The 26,531-nt window shown below is 28.7% G+C and carries 23 protein-coding genes; 14 read left to right on the plus strand and 9 right to left on the minus strand.

All coding sequences use genetic code 11. The annotated features are described in order from the left end of the window. The 4 genes from CHL78_RS07240 (at window position 1) to CHL78_RS07255 (ending at window position 4,532) form a co-directional block, all read left to right on the plus strand. Entirely contained in the window at window positions 1-1,515 is a 1,515-nt protein-coding gene (locus CHL78_RS07240) for an acetyl-CoA hydrolase/transferase family protein (protein ID WP_094367757.1), read from the plus strand. Window positions 1,516-1,838: 323 nt separating this feature from the next. After that, window positions 1,839-2,660, plus strand: coding sequence for a MerR family transcriptional regulator (locus CHL78_RS07245; protein WP_094367756.1), 822 nt, complete (start codon window positions 1,839-1,841; stop codon window positions 2,658-2,660). 88 nt (window positions 2,661-2,748) lie between these two features. Continuing rightward, on the plus strand, window positions 2,749-3,450 hold the full coding sequence (locus tag CHL78_RS07250; protein WP_094367755.1) for a B3/B4 domain-containing protein: 702 nt from the start codon (window positions 2,749-2,751) through the stop codon (window positions 3,448-3,450). A gap of 182 nt (window positions 3,451-3,632) precedes the next feature. After that, the gene (locus tag CHL78_RS07255) at window positions 3,633-4,532 is read left to right on the plus strand and encodes a GNAT family N-acetyltransferase (RefSeq protein WP_243446388.1); all 900 of its coding nucleotides are present in this window, start codon (window positions 3,633-3,635) and stop codon (window positions 4,530-4,532) included. A gap of 106 nt (window positions 4,533-4,638) precedes the next feature. Here CHL78_RS07255 and CHL78_RS21055 read toward each other — a convergent pair whose 3' ends face one another. Beyond that, entirely contained in the window at window positions 4,639-5,541 is a 903-nt protein-coding gene (locus CHL78_RS21055) for a HAMP domain-containing sensor histidine kinase (RefSeq protein ID WP_243446389.1), read from the minus strand. Window positions 5,542-6,172: 631 nt separating this feature from the next. After that, window positions 6,173-6,889 carry a response regulator transcription factor gene (locus tag CHL78_RS07265; protein WP_094367753.1) on the minus strand — a complete coding sequence of 239 codons (717 nt, stop codon included), beginning with the start codon at window positions 6,887-6,889 and terminating at the stop codon, window positions 6,173-6,175. Window positions 6,890-7,122: 233 nt separating this feature from the next. Here CHL78_RS07265 and CHL78_RS07270 point away from each other — a divergent pair, with 233 nt between their 5' ends. The 3 genes from CHL78_RS07270 to CHL78_RS07280 are packed head-to-tail and all read left to right on the plus strand — an operon-like array spanning window position 7,123 to window position 10,900. Then, window positions 7,123-9,690, plus strand: a complete 2,568-nt coding sequence (locus tag CHL78_RS07270; RefSeq protein WP_094367752.1) for an ABC transporter permease — start codon at window positions 7,123-7,125, stop codon at window positions 9,688-9,690. A gap of 16 nt (window positions 9,691-9,706) precedes the next feature. Further along, window positions 9,707-10,396, plus strand: coding sequence for an ABC transporter ATP-binding protein (locus CHL78_RS07275; RefSeq protein ID WP_094367751.1), 690 nt, complete (start codon window positions 9,707-9,709; stop codon window positions 10,394-10,396). A 45-nt stretch (window positions 10,397-10,441) separates the two neighbouring features. Next, on the plus strand, window positions 10,442-10,900 hold the full coding sequence (locus tag CHL78_RS07280) for a YdeI/OmpD-associated family protein (RefSeq protein ID WP_094367750.1): 459 nt from the start codon (window positions 10,442-10,444) through the stop codon (window positions 10,898-10,900). Window positions 10,901-10,965: 65 nt separating this feature from the next. Here the strand turns inward: CHL78_RS07280 and CHL78_RS07285 are convergent, their stop codons facing one another. From CHL78_RS07285 to CHL78_RS07310, 6 genes are all read right to left on the minus strand, one after another. Beyond that, the gene (locus tag CHL78_RS07285; RefSeq protein ID WP_094367749.1) at window positions 10,966-11,298 is read right to left on the minus strand and encodes a hypothetical protein; all 333 of its coding nucleotides are present in this window, start codon (window positions 11,296-11,298) and stop codon (window positions 10,966-10,968) included. 1 nt (window position 11,299) lies between these two features. Further along, window positions 11,300-11,596: a DUF2089 family protein gene (locus CHL78_RS07290; RefSeq protein WP_094367748.1), complete on the minus strand. Its 297-nt coding sequence runs from the start codon at window positions 11,594-11,596 to the stop codon at window positions 11,300-11,302. A gap of 158 nt (window positions 11,597-11,754) precedes the next feature. Next, entirely contained in the window at window positions 11,755-13,437 is a 1,683-nt protein-coding gene (locus CHL78_RS07295; protein WP_094367747.1) for a MutS-related protein, read from the minus strand. A 12-nt stretch (window positions 13,438-13,449) separates the two neighbouring features. Continuing rightward, complete coding sequence (locus tag CHL78_RS07300; RefSeq protein WP_094367746.1) at window positions 13,450-13,734, minus strand: hypothetical protein; 285 nt, start codon at window positions 13,732-13,734, stop codon at window positions 13,450-13,452. Between the two features lie 20 nt (window positions 13,735-13,754). Next, window positions 13,755-13,976 carry a hypothetical protein gene (locus CHL78_RS20690; RefSeq protein ID WP_094367745.1) on the minus strand — a complete coding sequence of 74 codons (222 nt, stop codon included), beginning with the start codon at window positions 13,974-13,976 and terminating at the stop codon, window positions 13,755-13,757. A gap of 90 nt (window positions 13,977-14,066) precedes the next feature. After that, a complete protein-coding gene (locus CHL78_RS07310) occupies window positions 14,067-14,357 on the minus strand; it encodes a helix-turn-helix domain-containing protein (protein ID WP_094367744.1) in 291 nt (96 codons plus the stop codon). 356 nt (window positions 14,358-14,713) lie between these two features. Here CHL78_RS07310 and CHL78_RS07315 point away from each other — a divergent pair, with 356 nt between their 5' ends. Further along, complete coding sequence (locus CHL78_RS07315) at window positions 14,714-15,904, plus strand: DUF819 family protein (RefSeq protein WP_094367743.1); 1,191 nt, start codon at window positions 14,714-14,716, stop codon at window positions 15,902-15,904. Window positions 15,905-15,987: 83 nt separating this feature from the next. Here CHL78_RS07315 and CHL78_RS07320 read toward each other — a convergent pair whose 3' ends face one another. Beyond that, the gene (locus CHL78_RS07320) at window positions 15,988-16,431 is read right to left on the minus strand and encodes an HTH domain-containing protein (RefSeq protein ID WP_094367742.1); all 444 of its coding nucleotides are present in this window, start codon (window positions 16,429-16,431) and stop codon (window positions 15,988-15,990) included. A gap of 236 nt (window positions 16,432-16,667) precedes the next feature. Here CHL78_RS07320 and CHL78_RS07325 point away from each other — a divergent pair, with 236 nt between their 5' ends. The 6 genes from CHL78_RS07325 to CHL78_RS20535 form a co-directional block, all read left to right on the plus strand. Further along, on the plus strand, window positions 16,668-17,555 hold the full coding sequence (locus tag CHL78_RS07325) for an ABC transporter ATP-binding protein (protein WP_094367741.1): 888 nt from the start codon (window positions 16,668-16,670) through the stop codon (window positions 17,553-17,555). Then, window positions 17,555-18,355, plus strand: a complete 801-nt coding sequence (locus tag CHL78_RS07330; protein WP_094367740.1) for an ABC transporter permease subunit — start codon at window positions 17,555-17,557, stop codon at window positions 18,353-18,355. Before CHL78_RS07325 ends, CHL78_RS07330 begins: the two co-directional genes overlap by 1 nt. A 333-nt stretch (window positions 18,356-18,688) precedes the next feature. After that, window positions 18,689-20,431, plus strand: a complete 1,743-nt coding sequence (locus CHL78_RS07335) for a sensor domain-containing diguanylate cyclase/phosphohydrolase (RefSeq protein ID WP_094367739.1) — start codon at window positions 18,689-18,691, stop codon at window positions 20,429-20,431. A 241-nt stretch (window positions 20,432-20,672) separates the two neighbouring features. Continuing rightward, complete coding sequence (locus CHL78_RS07340) at window positions 20,673-22,019, plus strand: Na+/H+ antiporter family protein (protein ID WP_094368778.1); 1,347 nt, start codon at window positions 20,673-20,675, stop codon at window positions 22,017-22,019. A gap of 210 nt (window positions 22,020-22,229) precedes the next feature. Beyond that, window positions 22,230-24,632, plus strand: a complete 2,403-nt coding sequence (locus tag CHL78_RS07345; RefSeq protein WP_094368779.1) for a sensor histidine kinase — start codon at window positions 22,230-22,232, stop codon at window positions 24,630-24,632. A 158-nt stretch (window positions 24,633-24,790) separates the two neighbouring features. After that, window positions 24,791-26,531 (plus strand): DNRLRE domain-containing protein (locus CHL78_RS20535; RefSeq protein ID WP_147295802.1); only part of this gene is annotated, 1,741 nt, incomplete at its 3' end.

Consider the following 26,531-nt stretch of genomic DNA (forward strand, 5'->3'; position numbering starts at 1 on the left):
ATGGATGAAAAGAGATTAAGATGTAGTGAACTAAGAGATAAAGTAGTAACAGCTGATATTGCTGCTAAGTTATTTGAAGATGGAATGACTGTAGGTGCTAGTGGATTTACTCCTTCTGGATATCCAAAGGCTTTACCTCTTGCTATTGCAAAACGTGCTGAATATGGAGAAAAATTAAAACTAAATATTATCACAGGAGCTTCAGTAGGACCAGAATTAGATGAAGCATTAGCTGAGGCTAACGTTATGAATAGAAGATATCCATATCAAACAGACTCTTCTTGTAGAAATGCAATAAATAATTCTGAAGTACATTATACAGATATGCATTTAAGCCACACACCACAGTGGATAAAGTATGGATTTTTAGGTAAGATGGATATAGCATTAATAGAGGCGATTGCTATAACTGAAGACGGCTACATTATTCCATCTACATCAGTAGGGAACTCAAATGTATTTATTGAATGTGCAGACAAGGTCATAGTAGAAATAAATACATCCCAGCCTGTAGAATTAGAAGGAATGCATGATATATATAATATGGCGTTACCGCCATTTAGAAAACCTATACCTTTAGTTAATGTTGATGATAAAATAGGTACAAATTATATTCAATGTGATAAAGATAAAATCGCGGCTATAGTATTTACTGACATAACTGATAAGACAAGACCTGTTGCACCAATTGATAATATATCTAAAAAGATGGCAGATAATCTTATTGATTTTTTAGAGCAAGAAGTAAAAGATGGCAGACTTCCAAAAAACTTACTACCATTACAATCTGGTGTAGGAAGTGTAGCAAATGCTATTTTAGGAGGTTTGGTAGATTCAGATTTTGAGGATTTAGTTATTTATTCTGAAGTTATCCAAGATAGTGTATTAGATTTAATAGATGCTGATAAGGTTAAGTTTGCCTCAGGTACTTCTTTAACTATATCTCAACCAAGACTAAAAGATTTTTATAGTAATATAAATAAATATAAAGATAAGTTAATATTAAGACCACAAGAAATAAGTAATAACCCTGAGATTATAAGGAGATTAGGGATTATTGCAATAAATACTGCAATAGAGGTTGATATATATGGAAACGTAAATTCAACAAATATTATGGGAAGTAGAATGATGAATGGGATAGGTGGCTCTGGAGACTTTGCTAGAAATGGATATCTAACTATCTTTACAACTGAATCAATAGCCAAAGGTGGACATATTTCTAGTATTGTTCCTATGGTATCTCATCATGACCATACTGAACATGATGTTATGATTATTGTTACTGAACAAGGAGTGGCAGACTTAAGGGGATTATCTCCAAAAGAAAGAGCAATATGTATTATAGAAAACTGTGCTCATCCAGATTATAAAGAAGAATTATATGAATATTTTAATAGGGCTTGTGAGAGTAAATATAAGCATACACCTCATATAATTGGTGAAGCATTATCTATGCACGATAAATTCATGAAATTTGGAAGTATGAGAAACCTAGAAGAGATTTGTCAGTAATATTATATAGGGATTTGACACATCAAAATAGAATTATATTAAATTAAATAAATTAGATCGTATTGTATGCTCCTATTATGGTTAGCAGTTAAAATGATAAAGCTGTTAACACTAAGGGAGCATATTTTTATACTATGATAAAATATTTAAATTCCTTATACTTATAATAATTTTAAAACATAAATATAGAGAATAAATTTATTCTTAATTATCAATAGTTTTGTATATTTTGTAATTAATATGTACTATAATGTATTAATGATTAAGCTATATCTAAACTTTTTGAAAGGAGATAATAAGAGATTTTTATTAAATAAATAAACATGAAAGAATTATTTACAATAGGAGAAATATCAGAGTTATTTAATATAAATAAGAAAACATTAAGATACTATGATGAAATAGATTTATTTAAGCCAAATTATATTGATAAGAGAAATAATTATAGATATTATACAGTTGATCAGTTTGAACAATTAAATACTATTAAGTATTTAAAAGAATTAGCCATGCCACTTAACAAAATAAAAGCTCACCTTGAAAATGTAAGTATTGATAATATTATGAGTATATTCCAAGCTCAGAAAAAGATTACAGAAGACAAAATAAAGGAACTTAAACTTATTGAGCAAAAAATACAAAATAGGATTAATCAACTTAATAATGCTATAGATTATAGCAAAATAAATATTGTTACTGAAATCGAATTTCAAGATAGACATGTAGTTATGTTAAGAGAAAAAGTAAAATCAACTAAAGACTTAGAATTATCTATTAGAAAACTTGAAAATGTAGCATACAATAATTCATCAATTTTTTTAGGAAAAGTAGGAGTATCTATTTCAAAAGAAAATTTAAAAAATAAGGTATTTGATGAATATAATTCTACTTTTATTTTTACTGAAGGAGAAGCATATAATAAGGAGTTTTTGAAAGTACTAGAAAAAGGAACATATTTATGTATAAGATTTAATGGTACACATGTGGATTCTAAATTGTATTATAAAAAGCTGTTGGATATTATATATGAAAAAGGGTATAAGGTCTTACAAGATCCTATAGAAATCACATTAATTGATTATGGATTAACAAGAAATGAATCGGAGTTTGTGACTGAAATACAAATATTAGTAAAAAAACATTGACATTCCAGTTACTGGAATGTTTATTATTATTTTAATAATTGAAGTAGATTCAAGAAAATATTTATTACAGATTCATTGGAGGATAGTTATGAAATTTAGTGTATCAAAAGAGGTTCTTGAAAAATTAGATAATGTATGTTTTGGGATAGTAGTAGCAAAAGGAATAGATAACACAAAAGAGAATATTGAAGTCAAAGAAGCATTAATAAAGGTTATTGGAGAATGTGAAGAAAAGTATAAAGACACTAAAATTAAGGAATTGAAGGAAATTTCTTATTATAGAGAAGCGTTTAAAAAATTAGATATAAATCCAAATAAGTTTATGAGCTCTATAGAAGCTATGTTAACGAGAGTATCAAAAGGTAAGGGGTTACCTAGCATAAATCCTATAGTTGATATAGGGAACACAGTTTCATTAAAGTATACTTTACCACTAGGAGCTCATGATATTGAAACTTTAAACGGTGATATTAGTGTTAAATTCTCAAAGTCAGGAGATACTTTTATTCCTTTAGGATCAGATGAATTAGAAATATTACTGGATGGAGAACTAACATATGCAGTAGAAGATAGAATAAGAACTAGAAGATGGATTTGGAGACAGAGTGAACAAGGCAAAATTATTGATAAAAGCGAAAATATATTTTTCCCTATTGATGGTTTTATGGAAAACTATGATAATGTAATTGCAGCAAGAGATGAGCTAGCTGAGATAATAAAGAGTATATTTTCATGTGAGGTTCAGGTCGGTTTTGTTGATAAGAATAGTACTGAATTTGAAATAAACTAATAAATAGTAGAGTTAATCTATGTCTAAGGAAAGAAGAAGTATTAATAAGCTATAAATCATATATATAATTTATAGCTTATTTTGAATTAGTAAAAATTTGTGAGATTGAGACAAATGAATTATAGTAATAAAATAGTTATATGAGGTTTAGGTAAATAAAGTCAGAGGGAGATATATATATTATGGAATCATTATATGTTAATGGAAATAGATATGAATTTGTAACTAATTATAAAGAGAATAAGCAGTTAAGGGAGAGTTTTAATAATTTAACAAGAAAAACTTATGGATTTGATTTTGAAAAGTGGTATGAAGATGGGTATTGGAAAGATAATTATATACCGTACTCTCTAGTGCATGAGGGCAAAGTAATATCTAATGTGTCAGTGAATATAATGGATTTTATTATTTTAGGAGAAAAGAAAAGATATATACAAATTGGCACGGTAATGACAGATAGGAAATACCAAGGCAATGGATTAAGTAGGATTCTCATGCAAAAAGTTTTAGACCAATGGGAGGATAAATGCGATTCTCTTTATTTATTTGCAAATAAAGAGGTATTAAATTTTTACCCTAAGTTTGGCTTCACTTCAGAAAATGAATATCAATATAGTATAGATATTAGAGGAAAAAGTTATCTAAATAATAAGAGAAAAATGGATATGAACAAGGAAGAAGATATAAAGTTACTATGCAATATCATACCAAATTCCAAAGATTTATGGAAAATATCTATGATAAATAATACATCTCTTGTAATGTTTTATTGTACTAGTTTTATGAAGGATTCAATTTACCATATTGAAGAACTGGATGCTATAGCAATAGCAGATTATGATGAAGATACTATATATCTACATGACATTTTCAGCATTAAAAATGTGAAACTACATAGTGTTATTAATCACTTGGCGACTAAAGATATCAAAAATGTAATTTTAGGATTTACACCTAATAGTGTAGATAATTATGAGGGAAGTTTATTAAAAGATGAGGATAATACTCTTTTTATTAAAGATGGAAAAGGAAATCCTTTTAAGTCAAATAAATTAATGTTTCCTATATTATCACATGCATAACAACTAAATTATGTTATTAACAAGGTGAGCATAGAGAATAAAAGTGCGTTTCTTATGTATAGAAGAAACACACTTTTTTATTTTGTAAATATAATTAATAATAAATTTAATTTATTTGATTAAATTTTAGTGTAACCTTGAATAAATCACCATCGATATCAATGCTCATGCTACTATCTTGAAGCTCTGAAATACTATTAGCAATAGATAGTCCAAGACCTGAGCCATCAGTACTTCTAGAAACATCACCACGGCGGAATCTTTCTAAAAGTTCATCTGCTTTTATATTTAATTTATGGTTAGATATATTTTTAAATGTAATAAATACTGTATTTTTATCAGTAAACATATCTATATATACCCTTGTATTTGACATAGAGTATTTTATAATATTTCCTATAAGATTTTCAAAAACTCTCCAGGTCTTATTACCATCAATTAAAGTAAATATAGATTCATCAGGCACATTTATATTAAAGTCTAGGTTGCTTTGTCCTATTTTATCCTCTAGCTCTACTATACTTTGTATTAATAACTCTTTTACATCTGTTTTCTTAAGATTTATTTCAATATCTCCACTACTAAGTTTAGATGCTTCAAATATATCTTCGATTAATGTTTTTAATCTTTGAGATTTCCTATCCAATATATTTATATAATCTTTCATTGTAGATTCATCTAAGTCATTATTTTTTATTATATCTACATAGTTCACTATAGATGTTAGCGGAGTTTTTAAATCATGAGATACATTGGTTATTAATTCAGTTTTCATTTTTTCACTTTTTATTTGATTTTGTAGTGCAGCTTCTAATCCATTAGTAATATTATTAATGCTTCTTGCTAGAGATGAGATTTCGTCATTTCCTTTAATTTCTAACTTATAGTTTAAGTTACCCTCTGTTATATTTTGTATATTTTTAGAAATATTTTCTATGTATTTAAACTTTTTTGATACAATATGATAAATATAAGAATAAATTATTAATGTAATAAAAGTAAATAACATTGCATTGATAGCCCCACCATTTATATAAGTAATTGCAGGTTTAAAAAAAATATAGATAAACAAAATGTTTAATAAAAGTAAAATGATGAAAGTAGATATTAATTTTTTATTCAAAGTGCTGTTAGTATGCTTATCTAATAAATCACTAAATAAATTGCAAAGTAAAGACGTTTTATTTACTTTAAAGCTCTTAAAAGATAAATAAGATAAACATAATATATAAAAATTGCAAAACATTAATTCTCGATCATAAAAAGGTAGAGTTCCTTCCCAAATATTAAACCTAATAAATACAAAAAACAAGATAATAAATATCAATACTTCAACAGAAAAATTAGATAAAAAAGATATTATATCTTTTTCTAGTTTAGAATAGGCATCTTTACTAACCTTATAAATCAAAAAGAAAATTAAGGCTATTAATCCAGAAACAAGTGACAAATAAATATAATCATCAAATAAATCAGAAATTTTGTGCTCATATACATTACCAAAAAAATAATACTTAGGTATAAAATCAGTACGAAAGTCATTATAGAAATTATATTTTAAATTAAAAACTGCCTCGAAGCATATTGATAATGCAAGAAATAATATTGCAAGAGATATATATTTTAATACATAGCTGTCTTTAAAGGATTTTTTCAATTTTATAACCAATTCCCCACACCACCTTTAAATATTTAGGTTCCTTTGAATTTATTTCTATTTTTTCTCTTATTCTTCTAACATGTACAGCCACAGTTTTTTCACAATTATACGCATCCTCATCCCAAACACGCTCGTAGATATCTCTAGATGAGAATACTTTACCTTGATTTGACAATAGAAGCTCTAATATTTTGAACTCAATAGGTGTTACCTTAATGTATTCACCATCTAGTAATACATCCTTCGTATCAATATTAAGCTCTAATCCGCCACTTCTTAGTAAGCTTTTTCTATTATCATCTATATTTTGCAGATTATTTCCATTTCCTAGATTTATATAACGCCTTAATTGAGATTTTACCCTAGCAGTGAGCTCTAGAGGATTAAAAGGTTTAGTAATATAATCGTCAGCACCCATATTAAGACCTATAATCTTGTCCATATCCTGAGATTTAGCTGACAAAAGTATTATAGGTATATTTTTACTTTCTCGTATTTTAAATGTGGCTTTAAGACCATCCATATTTGGCATCATTATATCCATAATAATTAATTGAATATTTTTTTCTACTAAAGCATCTAGTGCTTCGATACCATCGTATGCTTTTACTATATTAAACCCCTCAGCTTTTAGATAAAATTCTATAGCATCAACAATGTCTTTATCATCATCAACAATTAGTATATTTTCATTCATAATTATCACTCCCCTTAAAATGTTTGACCATGTTTACTTTATCATATATTCATATAATAGCAGATAAAAATTACAAAAAAACTTAAAAATTATAACGAAATTATAACGAAAAACACTATTTATTAAGAATATATAACACAAAGTGTACAATGAGATTAAATATCGTTTTTAAAGAAAAATTTAAGTTATACTCCATTTGTAAGCGGTAATGAAATTATTTAGGAGGAGAAATTATGAGAAATAAATTAAATATAGGTATTAGATATATTAAAGCCTATAAAAAAAGAAGTATTGCAATAATACTTAGCATGGTACTATCCATCGGACTTATTGTGGGAATGGGGATATTGAGCAGGACCAATGATCATGCAGAGCTTCAAAAAATGAAGTACAGTCAAGGTATGTACCATATAACTATTGGGGGAGTAGATAAGAATCAGGTAGAAAAAATTAAACAAAACAAAACAATAGAGAACCTAGGGATGTTTAGTATATATAAAAATACATCAAAGGAAGAAAAACAAAGCTTGCCTATTGTAAGTGTAAATAAAGATTATATTATAAACAATTCAAGAATAGAGAAGGGGAGATACCCTAAGGACAAGCAGGAATTAATTGCAGAAGAGTGGGTGTTAAGAAACTTAGGTATAGAACCTAAGATAAATAAGGAAATAACATTAAAGATAGATGATAACCAAGGTGGATATAAAGAAGAAAAGTTTAAGTTAGTAGGAATTATGAATGATAGGTTAGGAGAGAAGTCACAGGGACGAATGGAATTATATACGTCAATAGACTTAAATGCTGATACTAGTATGATAGCAAATATAGCATTTAAAGAAGGTACGAATATAAATAAAGAGATAGATAAAATTTCAAAACTTACATCTATTGATAAAGAAAAAATGGAGATTATGGAAGACTTGATATCAGCAGAGAGTCAAACAAGTAATATAGATATGGAGTCATTAAAATTATTAATATTTATAAGTATGGTATGTGGGATAGTTATATATGGAATATTTAATATTTCAATATATAAAAGAGTAAGTGAATATGGGATATTGAGAGCAGTAGGCGCTAATAGCTATAAGATATTTTCTATAGTTTTAGATGAATTGTTTGGATTATATCTAATATCTGTACCAATTGGTCTAATTATAGGTATGTGTGGAGCTTTGGTATTTGGGAAAATGTCAGAAAGTATAAATACGACAGTTATTTTAAATGGAGAGATAGTAAAATTAGGTCTTAAGTTCCCTAAAGAGATAATACTTGGATCCGTTATATCAATAGGATTAATAGTGTTTTTAATATCATATTTTACCTTCAGAAAAATAAAAAAACTATCAGTTATAGATTCAATTAAGAAAAATCTAGACTCTAACTCTGTGAAAAAAAGTTTAATAAGTTTGAATTTCTTAAAAAGATTTATGAAAACATATAAGGCTATTTCATTTAAAAATATATTTAGAAATAAAAAAAGCTTTATTATGATTATCTTATCAATGAGTATCTGTGGAATATTACTTATTACATCAAACTATAGAAGTTACTTATCACAAGCGGATGACTTTACTATTGAGAGAGAAATGAATATGAACTCTGATTTTATGATAGATGTATTTAATGAGGATATGAACAAAGGAATAGATGATAATTCTATTAAAGAGATTAAAAAGATTCCAAATGTTAAAAACTTAGAAACTTCTCAAATTATGTACTCTCGAATGATTATGGATGAGAAAGATATTTTAAATCAAGAGTACTTTGATATTATAAACAACGACTATAGAGGAACAGGACTTTTTAAAGGGTATTTAGTAGAAGATAAAAAAACTAATGAGCTTATTTTAAAAAATAACCTAAGAGGATACGATGATAATGCATTAAATAAGCTAAAGAACTATGTGGAAAGTGGAGAAATAGATATAGAAAAAATGAAGAATGAGGATTTGGCAGTAGTATATATCCCAAATGCAAATGAAGAAAATACACAAAGTATAGGTGGAAAGCCTGTAGTAGATATAAAAGTAGGGGATAAGGTAAAGGTTAAATTTAGAGATAATAAAATCTTTAACGAAAGCTGTTACACAATGGAAGATACTGACTCAGAGTACATATATAAGGAGTTTACTGTAGGAGCAGTAGCTTCATATGAGTATATGAGTTCTATGTATCATACAGGATCAAACTGTGCAGATGTAATAGTTAGTCAAGATACCTTTAAAAAAGCTACAGGTATAAATGAATATAGCTCAGTAAATGTAAATATGAAAGATGGGGCTGATCATAAACAATTAGAAAAGGATATATCTAAAGTAACTTCAAAAGTAAAGGGAGCTATGCTTAGAGATATTGTGGCAGAAAAAGAAAACTCAAAAGCTATGTATGAGAAAACAAGAATATTAAACATGGGTATAACATTTATACTTTTCATTATTACCGTTGTAAATGTAGTAAATAACATAAGTCATAGCATAATGTCTAGAGCTAGTGAATTTGGAATGTTAAGAGCAGTAGGGCTAAATAATGACGACTTTAAGTGCATGATAGTATTTGAGGGACTTTTATATGGTATTGTATCTAGCGTTATTGTAATAGTAGTATCACTAATTATTCAAATTATTACTTACATAAACTTTGGATCCTCAGAATTTGGAATAGCCTTTGAGGTTAGATATATTGACTATGTAGTGATTATAGCAGTAAATTTATTATTAGGAGTTGTTGCAACATATTTACCAGCTAAAAAAATAAACGAAAGTAGCATAGTAGAAGCTATAAATATTATAGATTAAATATTAGGAGGATATCATGAGTATATTAGAAGCTATTAATTTAGGTAAAAGTTATGGAAAAAAAGAGATGAAAGTAGATGCACTTAAGGATATAAATATAGAAATAAATAAAGGTGAGTTTGTAGCAATAATAGGACCAAGTGGAAGTGGAAAAAGTACAATGCTACATTTACTAGGAGGACTTGAAAGACCAAGTAGTGGAACTATAAAAATTAATAATATTGACATAGGTAAACTATCAGATAGAAAGTTAGCTGAATATAGAAGAAAAGAAGTAGGATTTGTTTTTCAGCAGTTTAACTTATTACCTATATTAAATGTTAAAGAAAACATAGAGCTGCCTCTATTATTAGGTAATGAAGTGATAGATGAAAATTACATAAATGATATTATAGGTATCTTAGGACTAACAGATAGAAAAAATCATCTTCCAAGTCAATTAAGTGGAGGCCAGCAACAAAGAGTTGCAATAGGAAGAGCTTTGGCTAATAGACCAAGTATAGTGTTAGCAGATGAGCCTACGGGAAATCTAGACAGTAAAACTACAGATGAGGTTATGAACTTGCTCAAAGAATCTTCAAAAAAATATAATCAGACATTAATTCTAATAACGCATGATGTAAATATTGCAAGAAGGGCAGATAGAATAATAAATATAGTAGATGGACAAGTACAAAAAAATACAAATAAATTGCAAAACCTATAGTGAATATGATACTGTGGATGTATAAACAACTTGGGAGGGTCATATATGAGTTACAAATTTGAAGCAACTATAAAACAGCATGAAAGCAAGGATGCTACATATATAGAGATACCATTTGATGTTGAAAAAGAATTCAATGCAAAAAGGGTAAAAGTAAAAGCTCACTTTGATGGAGTTGAATATAGAGGGTCTATTGTAAAAATGGGACTCCCATGTTATATGATTGGTCTTACAAAGGATATGAGAAAACAAATAGGAAAAGAAGCTGGAGATAGTGTATTTGTTGAAGTAGAAAAAGATGAAGATATTAGGGTAATAGAGCTAGCAGAGGATTTAAAAGAGGCAATAGATGAAAATACTGATGCTAAAGAGTTTTATGATAGCTTATCATATTCAGCTCAAAGAAAGTATTTTCAATGGATAACAAGTGCTAAAAAAGCTGAGACTAGAGAAAAGAGAATAGTTGAAGCTGTAATAAAACTTGAAAATAAAATAAAGATTTAATTAAGATTAATATAAAATAAGGCTATAGTCTAAGATAGATTACAGCCTTATTTATGTTTAAGATCTTACAAATCTTGAATATTCATTTTATCAATATCTTTTTTGCTATCAATTTTCTTACGACAGATATAATAAATAAGTAATAAAATTAGCGTTGGAATATTGTATATGAAAAATACCATTAAAGATGTCATTATCACATCTAATGAAAATGAACCTGCAAAATTAGCAAATCCAAAGATTGCTGTAAGAGAAAATAATATATTTGCTGCTGGTAAAATTAAACCTAAATTTTTATTTTGTCTAGTTGATAAAATAATTTGTAGAACTGTCGCAGCAAGTAGTACTAGCAATAGTACACCAGAAAATATAATTAAATTTATTGGTAGTGAATCCATGCTATTCAACCTCCTTTTTAGTATTTCTATATTCAGAAATTAAGACTTTTGCTGTATCAAAATCAAGTTTATCTTGAAGAGCTAATTGCTTGATTAATGAGATATATGGATCATCGGTCTTATCTTCATTTATCTTAATTTTTTGAATCAACCGATCTAATCTTAGCCTTACTGTCGGGTAAGTAACTCCATATAAAGTAGCAACTTCTTTTAATGAACCTGATGAAAGTATAAATTTTTTTATAAAGCTTATATCCTCATCATCTAGATTCTCTAACCACTCTGGTACTGTGTTCATAAAAATCCCTCCGAATAAAAAATATTTAATAATATTAATATATACTTCAATAATATTAAAGTCAATATGTAAATTGTTTTAATTTTATTAAAGTTGATTTAAATAAAATTAAGTATATATTAATTGTTTGTATAAAAAAAGTACCTAATTATAGGTACTTAGATTTTATATTTCCACTTTCCAGTTTCTAAAAATTGACTTGCTCGATTATTGGCATTATCAACTATTTCTTTATCATAACCAATGAAATCTAATAATTTAATGGCATTTCTAGTTAATGCTCTTCCTCTATGGAGCTTATAGTCAAACTCAATATCTCTATTTGTTATAGTTTCTTCAAAATGATAATTGCCAAAACTATCTTCTAGTAGGTGTGTTAATTCTATGTCGTGAGTAGCTGCAAAACAAATAGTATTACTTTTTTCTAAATGTGAGAGTACCTCACATGAAGAGGCTATACGTTCAACTGTATTTGTTCCTCTTAATATTTCATCAACAAAGCAAAGGCATGGTATATCTTCGTTTGAATTATCAAGAATTCTTTTTAGTGATTTTATTTCAACTATATAGTAGCTTTCATTGCTGAATATATCATCTTTTAATGCCATAGAGGTATATATATTAAAGTATGATGATTTGTAATTTTTAGCACAAACAGTATAAATAGTTTGGGCAAGGATCGCATTAATTGCAATAGTTTTTATAAAGGTTGATTTACCAGAGGCGTTTGATCCTGTAAGTAGTATACTATTATTAAAGCTTCCGCTATTAGAGACAGGGTTATTAATTAGTAGATGATAGATTTCATCAAATTCTAAAATATTATCATTTTTAGAACTGCTTTTGATTAGACTAGGTTTAGTATAATAATTTAGACTATCTCTAAAAGATGCTACTGCTATTAACGCATCTATACTACCGACATAATCATATAGTGCCTTAAAGTCTTTAGAATTTTTTATAACAGTATTTTTGACTTTCTCATAATTTCTAAGCTCTTTTAAGGTAATCATATTAAAATACTCACCAAATACATTCATATCTGCATTGATTAAAACAGAGCTTCCATCTATTGATTTCATTCTGATTTTTTTTACATTATCTAAATGCAAGTTGATATCATGTAAATTTTGATTGATTTTTGATATATTTAGATTTTTTAATTTCTTTGCAGTATTTACCATAGAGATTATATAAGTAAAGCCATCGACATTGTAGTTATGCTTTTTTTCAGTATAGCTAATCCAAACATTAACAGCCATACTAGCAATACATAAAAATAAAAAATTAAAATTAATAAATATTAATAATAGACTTATAAAAGGAATCATAGAAAGTAAATTGTATTTTAATAATTTACTTTTGCTATTATCTATAGAATTAAATAAGCAGTTTGTTGTATATAATTCTTTGCTATAACCAAGCTTAGCAAGAATGTATTGAACATCTTTTCTTATTTGCTCATTATTTCTAAAGAATTCTATTAAATTATCTCTCTTCGTTAAAATATCTTCATTAAATAGTGGTTCTCTAAGTATAGAGTATAATACATCTCGCCCAGCAGTGCTTTGTGTATTATTAATAGTATTGTAAACATCATCCATATTCAAATCATTCCAAGTTATATTATCTATAGATTTTGTTATTTTCTTATTTTCAAAATAACTTGAAACACTAGCCATTTTATAGATTGCATCATCTATATCTAGCTTTTTACCGTACTTATTGTTTATATTTTGCTTTATGTACTTCATTTTATATAAGTATTCTATTAATGAGATTAAAGCTCCTATTAAAAATATACATCCCATTCCAAGTATAAAGTATAGTATATCTCTCATATTTCTCCCTTTCTATATTAAATTCATAGCAATTACTGCTATATCAGCAATAAATATAATTATCAAACCTATTATTTTTAAAGTTGAATCATATATTTCTCTTGAAATTGTGAATATCAAGAATTGTAGTATTGGTATCATAGGAAGTACAAATAATTTTGACATGGTGTGAGATTGGTTAATTTGTACTAATATCTGATCTGGTAATATAAAAAATGCGGCTATATTGATTAGCACTGTAATTGCTATAATTGATGAGCTAAGTAGTTTTAAATTTTTATTAGAAATAGCTAACATTGTATTATCCCCCTAATAATTTAAAGATTATTTTTCTTTCTTAGATTTTCTAGTTCCTTTAATATATTTTTATACTCAGTATTACCTTCTAGAGATGTAAACTCAGCATTTAAAGCCTCTATCATATTTTTATATGAATCTGTTTTGACATTAACTTGTGGATTATCCAATAGATCAAAACACCACATATTGTTGGTAATTAAACCTTCATTAATATTTCTTTTTCTAATATAAATCATCATTTTGTTTAGATACTCTAAACAATTTTCAAATTTACCTTGCTTTAAAGATAGATGTGCTAAGTTAAAATACAGTGAATGATTTAGAATGCCTTAATAGGCACTATTAGAAATATCTAAAGATAAGTTATGATATTTATAAGCTTTATCATAATCTATTTCATCTTCATTTAATCCCTTTTTAAAATCTAATAATTCATCTATTGTAACATCAAAAAAATTTGCGAGCTTAGGTAGTATTAATATATCTGGATAGCTTAATCCTTTTTCCCATTTCGATACAGCCGGTGTTGAGACTCCAATAAAGTTTGCTAGTTGTTCTTGTGTAAGGTTTTTATTTCTTCTTAAGCTTTTAATAACCTCTCCTATTTGTAGTTTTTCCATAATTTACTCCTTAAGTATGATATAATTACAGTATAAAACAAGTAAATATACATAACAACAGTATAGATAGTTAACTTTCAATTAATATTTTTAACTATTAGTTAATAAATCAAGTATATTGTTACTTATTTAGAATTAGATTCTTTTCATACTAGTCAAACTCAATCAGTAAAACAAATCTTATATATTTTCTCAATGATTTTAATTTTGAAATTTTATCTAAAAATAATAGTCTCATATAGTTATTTAAAAAGGACAAACCACTAAGTATATAAAAAAGAGTAGTAGTGGTTCTAAGCAAAATGCAAAAAAAGTGGTATTATATATAGATATTACTAAAGAAAAGGAGAGATTATATGAATTCAATCGTAAGTCCTGATAATACATGGTATTTATGGACATTTATAGTATTATGGGCATCAATAAGTATTTTACTTGAGCAAAAATATAAATGGGCCTCAAGAGTAACAGGAGCAATTATTGCGCTTTTAGGTGCTATGATATTTGCAAACTTAAATATAATACCAACAAGTAGTCCAGTGTATGATTCAGTATGGAACTATGTTGTACCTGTTGCAATACCATTATTACTTTTAAAAGCAGATATAAAAAAGATTAAAAATGAAAGTGGAAGAATGTTAGGAGCTTTTCATGTTTCAGCTCTTGGAACCGTTGTAGGAACATTTATTTCAGCATTTGCTCTTAGTGCATTTATACCATATATAGCTGAGATTGCAGGAATGATGACAGGAAGCTATATAGGTGGTGGAGCAAACTTTGTAGCGATGACTAGTGCATTTAAAACACCTGAAAATATAACTAATGCGACTATAGTTGCAGATAATCTAGTAATGGCTGTATATTTCTTTATTACTATGTCAATTCCATCTATTATGTTCTTTAAGAAGAAATGGGGAATGGCATCACAAGATATAGTAGAAGAAGGAAGTAGTGCAAGTTATTGGACAAAGAAAGAAATATCATTAAAGGATATAGCACTATCTTTAGCTATAGCATTTGTTGTAGCTTGTGTATCAAATTCTCTTTCTGAAATAATTAGTACATTAATACCAGATACAAATACAATTAGTAGCATACTTAGATCAATACTAAGCAACATGTATTTAATAATGACAACACTAATGATAATAATAGCGACAGTATTTTCAAAACAATTAGAAGAAATAAACGGGGCCGAAGAAATTGGGACATTCTTAATTTATTTATTCTTTGTTGTATTAGGAGTGCCAGCTTCAATATCTGAGATTATAAAAAATGGAGCATTCATATTGGTATTCTGCATATTGGCAGTAATAATACATTTAGTCATTACACTACTAGTTGGTAAAGTATTTAAGTTTAAATTAGATGAATTACTTCTAGCTTCTAATGCATGTATAGGAGGTCCAACTACCGCTGTAGCAATGGCTATAGCTAAAGGATGGAATAGCTTGATTGTACCTACTATGCTTGCGGGTGTATGGGGATATGTATTAGGAAATTATGCAGGGATAATTGTAGGAAATGTTCTACAAATGATATTTTAGATAAAAATACTAAATCCTATAGTATGTAGTACTACTATAGGATTTAGTATTTTTTTAGTCATAAATTGATATATTTATGATATTTAAACATCATCAGTAATAGAAATATCTCCTTTGCTTTTTCTAGATTCAGCAGATTGATATAAATTAATTAAAATATTACAGACTGAGGCTAATTTATATTTTATTTCATATGATACAGACTCGCTATTATTTAGAAAATTTGATATATCATCTATTTTAATTTTTGCAAGAAGAGCTATAGATTCTATGCTTATATGAAGGTCTTTATTTAAAATATCAATAAAGCCTTTAGTTCTTTCATCTGCCGTTATTTCAGGTATAAACCCCAAAGTAACTAGATGATTTCCAAATAGACGAAAGTTATCTGGTGGTATATCTCCTGTATTTCTATAAAAATTATCTAGAATAGTTTTATTTATGCCTAAAAGTATAGATAAAGAATCCGTACTCATACAATATGTTTTAATTAGAACGTCTAAAATCTCTTTAAACTCATTTTCCATCTTAAAACTCCTTTACTATTTTTCTTTCTTTTGTTAGGTACTTATAATATATTATATATTTTAAGGTATTTTACCTCTAACATATTAAGATTTATTGTGTTTTTGTAGATAAATATGAGGCTAATGTAATCAAAGGTTATTATTGACACTATTAAGACTTCTATATACAATAATAGCATCTATCTAAAATATCACTAAAATGTGTCTAACACGATTTATAATAAGGGGGAGTATATTTGAGTAATATCATTGAAATAAAGAACATATCTAAAGACTATGGAAATAGTAAAGGTATCTTTAATGTTAACATTTCTGTAAAAAAAGGAGAGGTATTTGGATTTTTAGGTCCAAATGGTGCAGGTAAAACAACTACAATAAGAAATTTGATGGGATTTACTAGACCAGATGAAGGACATTGTAGTATAAATGGCTTGGATTGCTACCATAATGCAGAAAAGATACAAGAAAATTTGGGTTACTTAGCAGGAGAAATTGTATTCTTAGAGGACTTAACTGGTAAACAGATGCTAGAATTTATTGCATCTATGAAAGGAATAAAAGATAAATCTAAGATGTATGAATTAATGGAGTTATTTGAATTAGATCCTAAGGGAAAAGTCAAAAAGATGTCTAAAGGTATGAAACAAAAGATAGGCATTATATGTGCGTTTATGAATGATCCAGAGGTTATTATACTTGACGAGCCTACTAGTGGATTAGACCCATTAATGCAAAATAAATTTGTGGATTTGATTTTAGAAGAGAAGAAAAAAGGAAAAACTATATTTATGTCTTCTCATATATTTGAAGAAATAGAGAAAACTTGTGACCGTACAGCTATTATTAAAGATGGAAAAATAGTAGCAGTTGAAGATATGGAAGATTTAAGGGCAAAAAAGAGTAAATTCTATATAGTAACACTTAGTTCAATTGAAGAAACAGATAGATTTGTAAAAGAAAATGTGAATATAATAGAAAGAGATAATAGAAAAGTAAAAGTAGGTGTAAGAGGAGAAGTGCTTCCATTTATAGAGCTTTTATCAAGTTATAAAGTAAAAGACTTAGACATTCAAACACAAACACTTGAAGAGCTTTTCTTACATTTCTATGGGGGTGAAAAATAATGATTTCTTTACCGTTGTTTAAAAGAAATATGATATCTAGTATTAAACTTCTATTAGTTTTTATAGCAATACTTGCAATGTATACATCTGTAATAATTTATATGTTTGATCCAACATTAGCCGATACTCTAAATCAATATCAAGAGATGATGCCGGGAATAATGTCAGCTGTAGGAATGTCAGGGTCATCAGGCACATTAATAGAGTTTTTAAATACTTATCTTTATGGATTTTTAATGCTAATGATACCTACCATATTTGAAATTATTCTTATAAATAAATTAGTAATGAAATATATTGATAGTGGATCAATGGCATGTTTGCTTTCAACACCAAACTCAAGAAAGAAGATAATAATCACTCAGATACTTTCTATACTAATAAGTATAATAATACTAATAGTTGTAATAACTGGTATTGGTTTAATTTGTAGCCAAAGTATGTTTCCTAATGATTTAGATGTAGAAAAATACATTCAGCTAAATATATCAACTATGCTTCTAGCTTTTGCGATGAGTGGTATTGCTTTTGTTACAGCATGTTTTTCAAATGAATCAAAATGGTATCTTACTTTTGGAGCAGGGCTTCCAGTATTATTTTATCTTATTAAAATGTTAGCTAATATGGGTGGAGATTTAGAAAAACTAAAGTATTTTACCATAATAACATTACTTCCAGGAGATAAGATAGTAGAAGGAGCTAGTGGGGTACTGTCTTGTAATTTGATACTTTTAGGTATTGCAGTTATACTGTATGTATGTGGGGCTATTGGATTTATTAAAAGAGATTTACCTTTATAGAATAAATATTAGGAGCTATTTCTGGATGATAATATAACTAGAAATAGCTCTTATTTTTAATAATGTGCAAATTTAATAATTTATATTGTGTAATAATTGGGTATATAAGTAAATATTAAGTTGAATTTTATAGGCATTTTATTCCAAAAAATCTGAATTTAATATATACTATAATTAGATTTTTATTAATATAAATTTAACATTTTTTATAATGTAAATGTCTTACTTACTTCTTTATTAATTAGTAAATAGGCAATATATTATAGAAATGTAATTTATTATTTTGAGATATATCCATAATAAATGGTGATTTAATGAGAAGGGGGTGAAATTATGGATTTAGTAAATGAAATTTTTCAAGCTATAGATTGTCCTATATGGATAAAAGATAAAAATAACAAGATTATATTTATTAACGAAAATTTTAAATCAAGTTTTGATATAGAAATAAATTTATCAGAAACTCATATTAATGAGTATTTAAAAACTAGAATAGACCTAAATGGATTGATAGAGATTATAAAAAAAATAAATGGTAAATCGACTGAAATTACAAATGTAAATGGACGTTTTTATAGACATGTTGTTTTTTCATATGACAATAAATTAGCTAATTTAGCAGGTATGTTAATAGATGTAACAGATATAAAAGAAGAAAATAATGAACCCCATGAAAAAAATGTACTAAAAACCGTAATAGATAATATACCAGAGTTAATTTTTTATAAGGATAAGAACCTTAGGTATGTAGGTTTGAATAAAGAATGTGAGAAATTTTACTTAGATAGAGGTATTGATAATGTAACAGGTAAAACTGATTTAGAGCTACCTCTTGATAAATACTTTATCGAATCATGTTCTAAGCACGATAAAATGGTATTAGAAACAAGAGAACCTTTATATATAGAAGAGACAATACCAATTTCAGATAGTGATGAAACTGGAACTGTGCAGACTGTAAAAACACCTATAATAAATGAAGATGGTAGCATATGGGGGCTTGTTGGAGTTGTAAGAGATATAACAGAGCAAAAAAGAGTGGAAGAAAAGTTAAGATATCTGAGTTATGTAGATACATTAACAGGATTATATAATAGAGCTTATTTTGATGAAAAAATAGATGAGTTCATAGAAGACGAAATGTTTCCAGTAGGTGTAATTACAGGAGATGTTAATGGGCTAAAAATAGTTAATGATACGTTTGGGCATATAGAAGGAGATAAACTTCTAACTGCAATGTCAAAAGTACTAAAGAAAGCTTGCAAAGATTGTGGTGATAAAGGCTTAATCTTTAGATGGGGAGGAGATGAGTTTGTAATACTTTTACCTAAATCATCTGAGAAAGAATGTGCAGAGGTAATGAACAAAGTAAGTGAGCTTTGCAATAAGGAAGTTTATGAAAAGTTCAGATTAAGTATTGCCCAAGGATATTCTCTACTTACAAAAGATAACAATATTGATGAAGCATTAAGAGAATCAGAAAATAAAGTTTACAAACAAAAAATACTAGATAATAAGAGCATTAGGCCATCGATACTTACCACTCTTAGAAGTAACCTACAAAATAAAAATGTAGAAACTGAAGAGCACACTGAAAGGGTAGCAAAGCATTGTCTAGAGGTTGGTAAACATCTAGGTTTAGATGATGAAACTATGGATAAATTACTATTAGTTGGTAAGCTTCATGATATTGGAAAGATAGGTATACCAGAGCATATTCTTTTAAAAACTGATAGATTAACTGATGATGAATATGAAATTATGAAAACACATTCTGAAAAGGGATATAGGCTAGCGTTATTGCTACCAGAGCTAAGTCATATATCAAGAGCTATATTAACTCATCATGAAAGATGGGATGGCAAAGGGTATCCACTGGGGCTTAAAGAAGAGGAAATTCCACTTATTGCAAGAATTGTTTCAGTAGTAGATGCATTTGACTCAATGACTCATGATAGAGTCTACAGTAAAGCTGTAAGTAAGACCGATGCTATATGTGAACTTAAAAATTGTGCAGGTGAGCAGTTTGATCCATCAATAGTTGAGGCATTCTGTAATATACTAGAAAAAATTTAACTATATTAAAGGGCTATATTTTTATATAGCCCTTTAATAATAGTTATTATAATTATTATACTAATATTTAACTTAAATAATTACAGAAAAAAAGAGAAGTATATTATTTTATAAAAAAATTGTATAATATGAAAAAAAATTATTTATTTATTATAAATATTATCGTACAATTATATTACATAATGAATTTTCAGAAAAGAATAAAAATAAAATATTTTCTTAAAACAAAGGGGGAGATACAATGGTATTATTTAATCCAGTTGTAGTTTCTATTGCTGCGATGATAGTATTATGCTTACTTAAATTTAATGTATTACTATCAATCTTAGTAGCGGCAATAGTAGCAGGTATTTGTTCGGGTATGTCAGTAGGAGATGCTATGACAACACTAGTAAGCGGTATGGGCGGCAACGCTGAAACTGCTCTAAGTTATATACTACTTGGTGCTTTAGCTGTAGCTGTTAGTAAAACAGGGCTTGCTTCAATACTTGCAAGAAAAATTTCTAAAATAGTAAAAGGGAAAAAATTAACATTAGTATTATTAATTGCAGTCATATCATGTTTTTCACAGAATCTTATCCCAGTACATATTGCATTCATCCCAATATTAATTCCATCATTGTTAGGTCTTATGAATAAATTAAAAATAAATAGAAGAGCAGTAGCATGTGCTTTAACATTTGGTTTAAAGACACCTTATATTGCTATTCCAGTAGGATTTGGACTTATATTCCAAAATATTATTAGAGATCAAATGATAGCTAATGGTATGGAAATAACAACAAATATGGTTACAAGCGTAATGTGGATACCAGCTATTGGTATGGTATTAGGTCTATTAGTAGCAGTGTTTGTTAGCTATAGAAAACCGAGAGAATATAAAGATCTTCCTATCGAAGGCTTAATCAGTAGTTCAGATGAAAAAACATTTAGCAATACAGATTCAACAAGTGTAGTTGTTGATGAGAAGATGACGGCTAAGCACTGGTGTGCTCTTTTAGGAGCTGTTACCGCTTTTGTTATACAAATAATTACAGGCTCATTACCACTTGGGGGATTATGTGCAGTAATAGTACTTTTTATAACTAGGGCAATTAAGTTTAGTGAGATAGATGAATTAGTAGATGGCGGAGTTAAAATGATGGGACTTATAGGTTTTATTATGCTAGTAGCAGCAGGATATGGAAATGTATTAAGAGAAACTGGTGCAGTTGAATCATTAGTATTATCTGTATCTTCAGTTGTTGGTGATAGTAAGCTAATAGGTGCAGTGCTTATGCTTTTAGTAGGACTTTTAGTAACTATGGGTATAGGAAGCTCTTTTGGAACGTTACCAATAATAGCCGCTATATATTGTCCTTTAGGTCTTAGCTTAGGCTTTAGTGTGAATGCAATTATATTATTAATTGGTGTTGCAGGCGCACTGGGAGATGCAGGTTCTCCAGCTTCTGATAGTACACTAGGACCAACATCAGGACTTAATGCAGATAAACAACATGATCATATATGGGACACTTGTGTTCCTACTTTCCTTCACTATAATATTCCATTACTTATATTTGGTATATTAGGTGCAGTTGTATTATAAGAAAATGATCCTTATGGGTCATTTTTTATTATAATTAAATAACAATTTATTTATAAAAGATAGAGTCGGGTTTTCCGACGGTATTAAAAACCCTAAAAGCAATATAGTATATATAGAATAATATTGACATACTTACAATTTTTTACATAATTTGTGGAATAAATACTATATAATATATTTTATATAGTATTAGCATCATGGGGGGATAGTATGGAGTTTATATTTAACAAGTTTGATGAATATGTGGTGATATTAGATATTCAAGGAAAAATAATATTTTGTAATGACAAATTACTAAATAGACTAGGGTATATTAATAAAGAAATAACTGGATTTTATATTAGTAAAATAATGATTAATAGTGATAGTACAATAAATGATATTTTAAGTAAAGAACTTGATTTAGAGGAAAAGTTAAGTTTTGAATCAAAAACAAATGAAATAGTATATGCAGATAGCAAAATTTGCACTACAGACTTTAAAGGCAAGAAAGTTATTTTTATTATATCAAAAGAAATAGACCAGAAAAAATATACCATGGAACATTTAGAGATGGTATTAGATAATATTGAACATTGTGCATTTATAAAAGATACACAAGGAAAATATTTATATGCAAACAAAGCTTACACTAAAATAACTGGGTGTGATAGAAATGAGATTATAGGTAGCTATGATATTAATCATTGGGAAAAAAGATTAAGTGATGGTTATGCAAGAACAGATAAAGAGGTATTAGAATGTAAAAAGGCTAAGCTATTTAATGAACTTACAAATGTAAATGGCGATGACTTATGGTATGAGAGTTATAAAGCGCCTATATATAATAAAGATGGTACTCCAAAGTGTGTCGTTGGGATGGTAAGAAATATTAATTTAGAAAAAACTGTAAAAGAAGAATTATATAAAAATTATAATCAAATAACTAGTTTGAGTAATTTAAATGAAAATAAAGAGCAATTTACTGATATGTATAAATTACTTAATAATATAGGTCACAAGGTATTAAATGGACTAGGTGCAGATGGATTATCTATATTAATATACGATAAAGAGAAAAATGGTTTTGTGCCATATATTAAGCTTAAAGAATCAGTTAAATCTTTAGAAAAAATTGATATCATACCATTTGATTATAAGCTAATGAAAGAGAGCATAAATAAAAAGGAATGGGAAGGTTTAAAAAGAAAGGATGATCACTTAAAATATAGTCCTGTAAAAGATATGATCAAGTTAGAAGATGTTGAATACATAGGATCGTATTATATTAAATTAAGGAACGAAATTTTAGGTAATATCAGTATATCTTATAAAAAAGGTAATATGCCTCAGTCAAATCGCGATGATTTTATGAAATCAATATGTAACAAAATAGCTATGATTATTAAAAATTGCAGGTTGTCTGAAGAAGTAAGAATAGAAAATTCAAAGCGCATGACTACAGAAAAAGAATTAGAGCTATATTTAAATGTCGCAGTAGATCTAATTGCAGTAATAGGGAATGATGGATATTTTAAGAAGGTAAGTTCAAGTTGGATAGATGTGCTTGGTTGGAGCGAAGAGGAATTACTAACAAGCCATTATAGAAAATTTATTCATCCTGATGACTATGAAATAGTTATGAAAGCAAAGGCAAATAGAAAAAATGCAGATGAAATATTTCGGTTAGATGTAAGATATATGTGCAAAGATGGTAGCTATGTTTGGCTAGATTGGAGTAGTAAATACATAGAAAAAGAAGATTTATTTATTAGTACGGCTAGAGATATAACACAACAAAAGATTATAGAAGAGCAAAAAAGAAAATTAGAAGAAACGGTACAACTGGAAAGTATAAAAAATGAGTTTTTTGCCAACATATCTCATGAGTTTAAAACTCCTCTGAATATTATTCTTGGTACAATGCAATTAACTAAAAGAAACATAGAGAAAAACAGAGTTAATATTGATAGCTTGAGTAAACATACAAATATTATAAAGCAAAATTCGTATAGGCTTTTAAGGTTAGTAAATAATCTTATAGACATTAGTAGAATTGATATTGGCTTTTATAACTTGCAAAAATCTAATCAAAATATAATAAATGTTATTGAAGAGATAACTCTTTCAGTGGCATACTATGTTGAGAATAAAAAAATCAATCTCATATTTGATACTGATATTGAAGAGCTAATTGTTTCTTGCGATCCAGATAAGATAGAAAGAGTACTACTTAATCTTCTATCAAATGCAATTAAGTATACTCCAGAATATGGAACGATTAATGTTAATATAAGTCATGATAAAGAAAATGTAATAGTGTCAGTAAAGGACACTGGAACAGGTATACCAAAGGAAAAAATAGATATAATTTTTGATAGATTTGGACAAGCAAATTCTATGCTTTGTAGAAGATGTGAAGGTAGCGGAATAGGACTATCTCTTGTAAAATCAATACTTGAAATGCATGGTGGGAATATTCAGGCATCTAGCGAATTAGGAAATGGATCTGAGTTTGTATTTAATATTCCAATTAAAGTATTAGACGAAGAGGTTACGGTAAATTCGGACTATGACAATAAAGAATATTTAATAGAAAAATGTCACATAGAATTTTCTGATATTTATAGCTAAAATAAAAAGAACTGCGTAATATGTTTTGACTCATATTACGTAGTTCTTTTTATTTTATTATTATATTTAGAACTATTTTTGTCTTTTTATCAATCTATAATCATAAAATATACTACTGATTATATAAGATAAAATATACTTACAATAAGGAGGAAAATATGAGAAAGATAGATATCCCATCTAATGACTCAACCTACGTATCGAGTTACTTTCCATATGAAAATTTTGGATACTCCCATAATTTATATATTGGATATAGACGTGTATGTTTAGACCAAACTGATATTTTAGACAGCTTAATTAAGTTTGACTTTATACATTTTTATAATAAATCTCTAGATATTGAAGAAGTCTATTTAAACTTATTTATAAAATGTATAAAAGTGGGTAGTAACTTTTCTGAGGAAAAAATAGGTATATATAGGAATTTAAATGATTTTGAAGGTGATATAGTGACCTATAACAATCGTCCTATATTTGTAGAAACTGGAATAGAGTTTAATTTTAGAAATTGTGATGTTGGAAAGTATATAAAAGTGAATGTAACTAAACTTGTTGAAGGATGGCTGTTAGGTTCTTACCCAAACTATGGAATTACATTAAAAATCAAAGAACGTAATAAATGTAACAATTTTGTATTGCAGCTATCGTCAGATAATGATGTAAACCCTCCATATTTAGAGTTAAGACTAAAGAGTAGGGGAGTTACAGGTCCAACGGGCGCAACAGGTCCGACTGGGCCTACCGGAGCAACAGGACCAGCAGGAGGAGAAACAGGATCAACAGGGGCAACAGGTGTAACCGGAGCCACTGGCTTAACAGGGTCAACAGGTCCAACCGGAGTAACCGGATCCACTGGTATAACTGGTGCAACTGGGCTAACAGGATCAACGGGAGCAACCGGATCGACAGGTGTAACAGGTCCAACCGGAGAAACGGGGGCAACAGGATCAACAGGTGTAACAGGTCCAACAGGAGCCACTGGATTAACAGGTTCAACAGGTGTAACCGGAGCAACTGGTCTAACAGGATCAACAGGTCCAACAGGTGTAACCGGAGTAACTGGGCTAACAGGATCAACAGGTGTAACAGGTCCAACAGGATTAACAGGGGCAACAGGTTCAACAGGTGTAACCGGAGTAACTGGGCTAACAGGATCAACAGGTCCAACTGGAGCTACTGGGCTAACCGGATCAACAGGAGAAACAGGTATAACCGGAGCTACTGGGCTAACGGGAGCAACAGGTATAACCGGAGCAACAGGGCTAACAGGAGCAACGGGACCAACTGGATTAACAGGTCAAACCGGAGAAACGGGGGCAACTGGATTAACAGGGGCAACAGGTCCAACTGGAGCTACAGGATCAACAGGTCCAACAGGTGTAACAGGGGCTACAGGATTAACAGGTCAAACCGGAGAAACGGGTGTAACAGGAGTAGCAGGAGCAACAGGAGTAACAGGATCAACAGGTGTAACAGGTCCAACTGGATTAACAGGAGAGACAGGTCCAACCGGAGAAACCGGGGCAACAGGATCAACAGGTGTAACCGGAGCCACTGGTCTATCAGGAGCTACTGGTATAACAGGTCCAACCGGAGAAACGGGGGCAACAGGTCCAACAGGTGTAACCGGAGCCACTGGATTAACAGGAGCCACAGGTATAACAGGTCCAACCGGAGAAACGGGGGCAACAGGATCAACAGGTGTAACCGGAGCTACTGGTATAACTGGTGCAACTGGGCTAACAGGATCAACAGGTGTAACAGGTCCAACTGGATTAACAGGAGAGACAGGTCCAACCGGAGAAACCGGGGCAACAGGATCAACAGGTGTAACCGGAGCCACTGGTATAACAGGTCCAACCGGAGAAACGGGGGCAACAGGTCCAACAGGTGTAA

Origin of the sequence: Romboutsia weinsteinii (assembly GCF_002250835.2) — a bacterium.
Classification (GTDB): Bacteria; Bacillota; Clostridia; order Peptostreptococcales; family Peptostreptococcaceae; genus Romboutsia_A; species Romboutsia_A weinsteinii.

Coding starts and splice junctions, on each gene's coding strand:
- CHL78_RS07310 (WP_094367744.1), bottom strand. CDS start 14,357: ATGGAAAAACTACAAATAGGAGAGGTTATTAAAAGCTTAAGAAGAAAT.
- CHL78_RS07330 (WP_094367740.1), top strand. CDS start 17,555: ATGATTTCTTTACCGTTGTTTAAAAGAAATATGATATCTAGTATTAAA.
- CHL78_RS07250 (WP_094367755.1), top strand. CDS start 2,749: ATGAAATTTAGTGTATCAAAAGAGGTTCTTGAAAAATTAGATAATGTA.
- CHL78_RS07300 (WP_094367746.1), bottom strand. CDS start 13,734: ATGTTAGCTATTTCTAATAAAAATTTAAAACTACTTAGCTCATCAATT.
- CHL78_RS07255 (WP_243446388.1), top strand. CDS start 3,633: ATGGAATCATTATATGTTAATGGAAATAGATATGAATTTGTAACTAAT.
- CHL78_RS07290 (WP_094367748.1), bottom strand. CDS start 11,596: ATGAACACAGTACCAGAGTGGTTAGAGAATCTAGATGATGAGGATATA.
- CHL78_RS07245 (WP_094367756.1), top strand. CDS start 1,839: ATGAAAGAATTATTTACAATAGGAGAAATATCAGAGTTATTTAATATA.
- CHL78_RS20690 (WP_094367745.1), bottom strand. CDS start 13,976: ATGATGATTTATATTAGAAAAAGAAATATTAATGAAGGTTTAATTACC.
- CHL78_RS07320 (WP_094367742.1), bottom strand. CDS start 16,431: ATGGAAAATGAGTTTAAAGAGATTTTAGACGTTCTAATTAAAACATAT.
- CHL78_RS07265 (WP_094367753.1), bottom strand. CDS start 6,889: ATGAATGAAAATATACTAATTGTTGATGATGATAAAGACATTGTTGAT.
- CHL78_RS07345 (WP_094368779.1), top strand. CDS start 22,230: ATGGAGTTTATATTTAACAAGTTTGATGAATATGTGGTGATATTAGAT.
- CHL78_RS07285 (WP_094367749.1), bottom strand. CDS start 11,298: ATGGATTCACTACCAATAAATTTAATTATATTTTCTGGTGTACTATTG.
- CHL78_RS07240 (WP_094367757.1), top strand. CDS start 1: ATGGATGAAAAGAGATTAAGATGTAGTGAACTAAGAGATAAAGTAGTA.
- CHL78_RS07315 (WP_094367743.1), top strand. CDS start 14,714: ATGAATTCAATCGTAAGTCCTGATAATACATGGTATTTATGGACATTT.
- CHL78_RS07280 (WP_094367750.1), top strand. CDS start 10,442: ATGAGTTACAAATTTGAAGCAACTATAAAACAGCATGAAAGCAAGGAT.
- CHL78_RS21055 (WP_243446389.1), bottom strand. CDS start 5,541: ATGTTATTTACTTTTATTACATTAATAATTTATTCTTATATTTATCAT.
- CHL78_RS07335 (WP_094367739.1), top strand. CDS start 18,689: ATGGATTTAGTAAATGAAATTTTTCAAGCTATAGATTGTCCTATATGG.
- CHL78_RS07270 (WP_094367752.1), top strand. CDS start 7,123: ATGAGAAATAAATTAAATATAGGTATTAGATATATTAAAGCCTATAAA.
- CHL78_RS07295 (WP_094367747.1), bottom strand. CDS start 13,437: ATGAGAGATATACTATACTTTATACTTGGAATGGGATGTATATTTTTA.
- CHL78_RS07340 (WP_094368778.1), top strand. CDS start 20,673: ATGGTATTATTTAATCCAGTTGTAGTTTCTATTGCTGCGATGATAGTA.
- CHL78_RS07275 (WP_094367751.1), top strand. CDS start 9,707: ATGAGTATATTAGAAGCTATTAATTTAGGTAAAAGTTATGGAAAAAAA.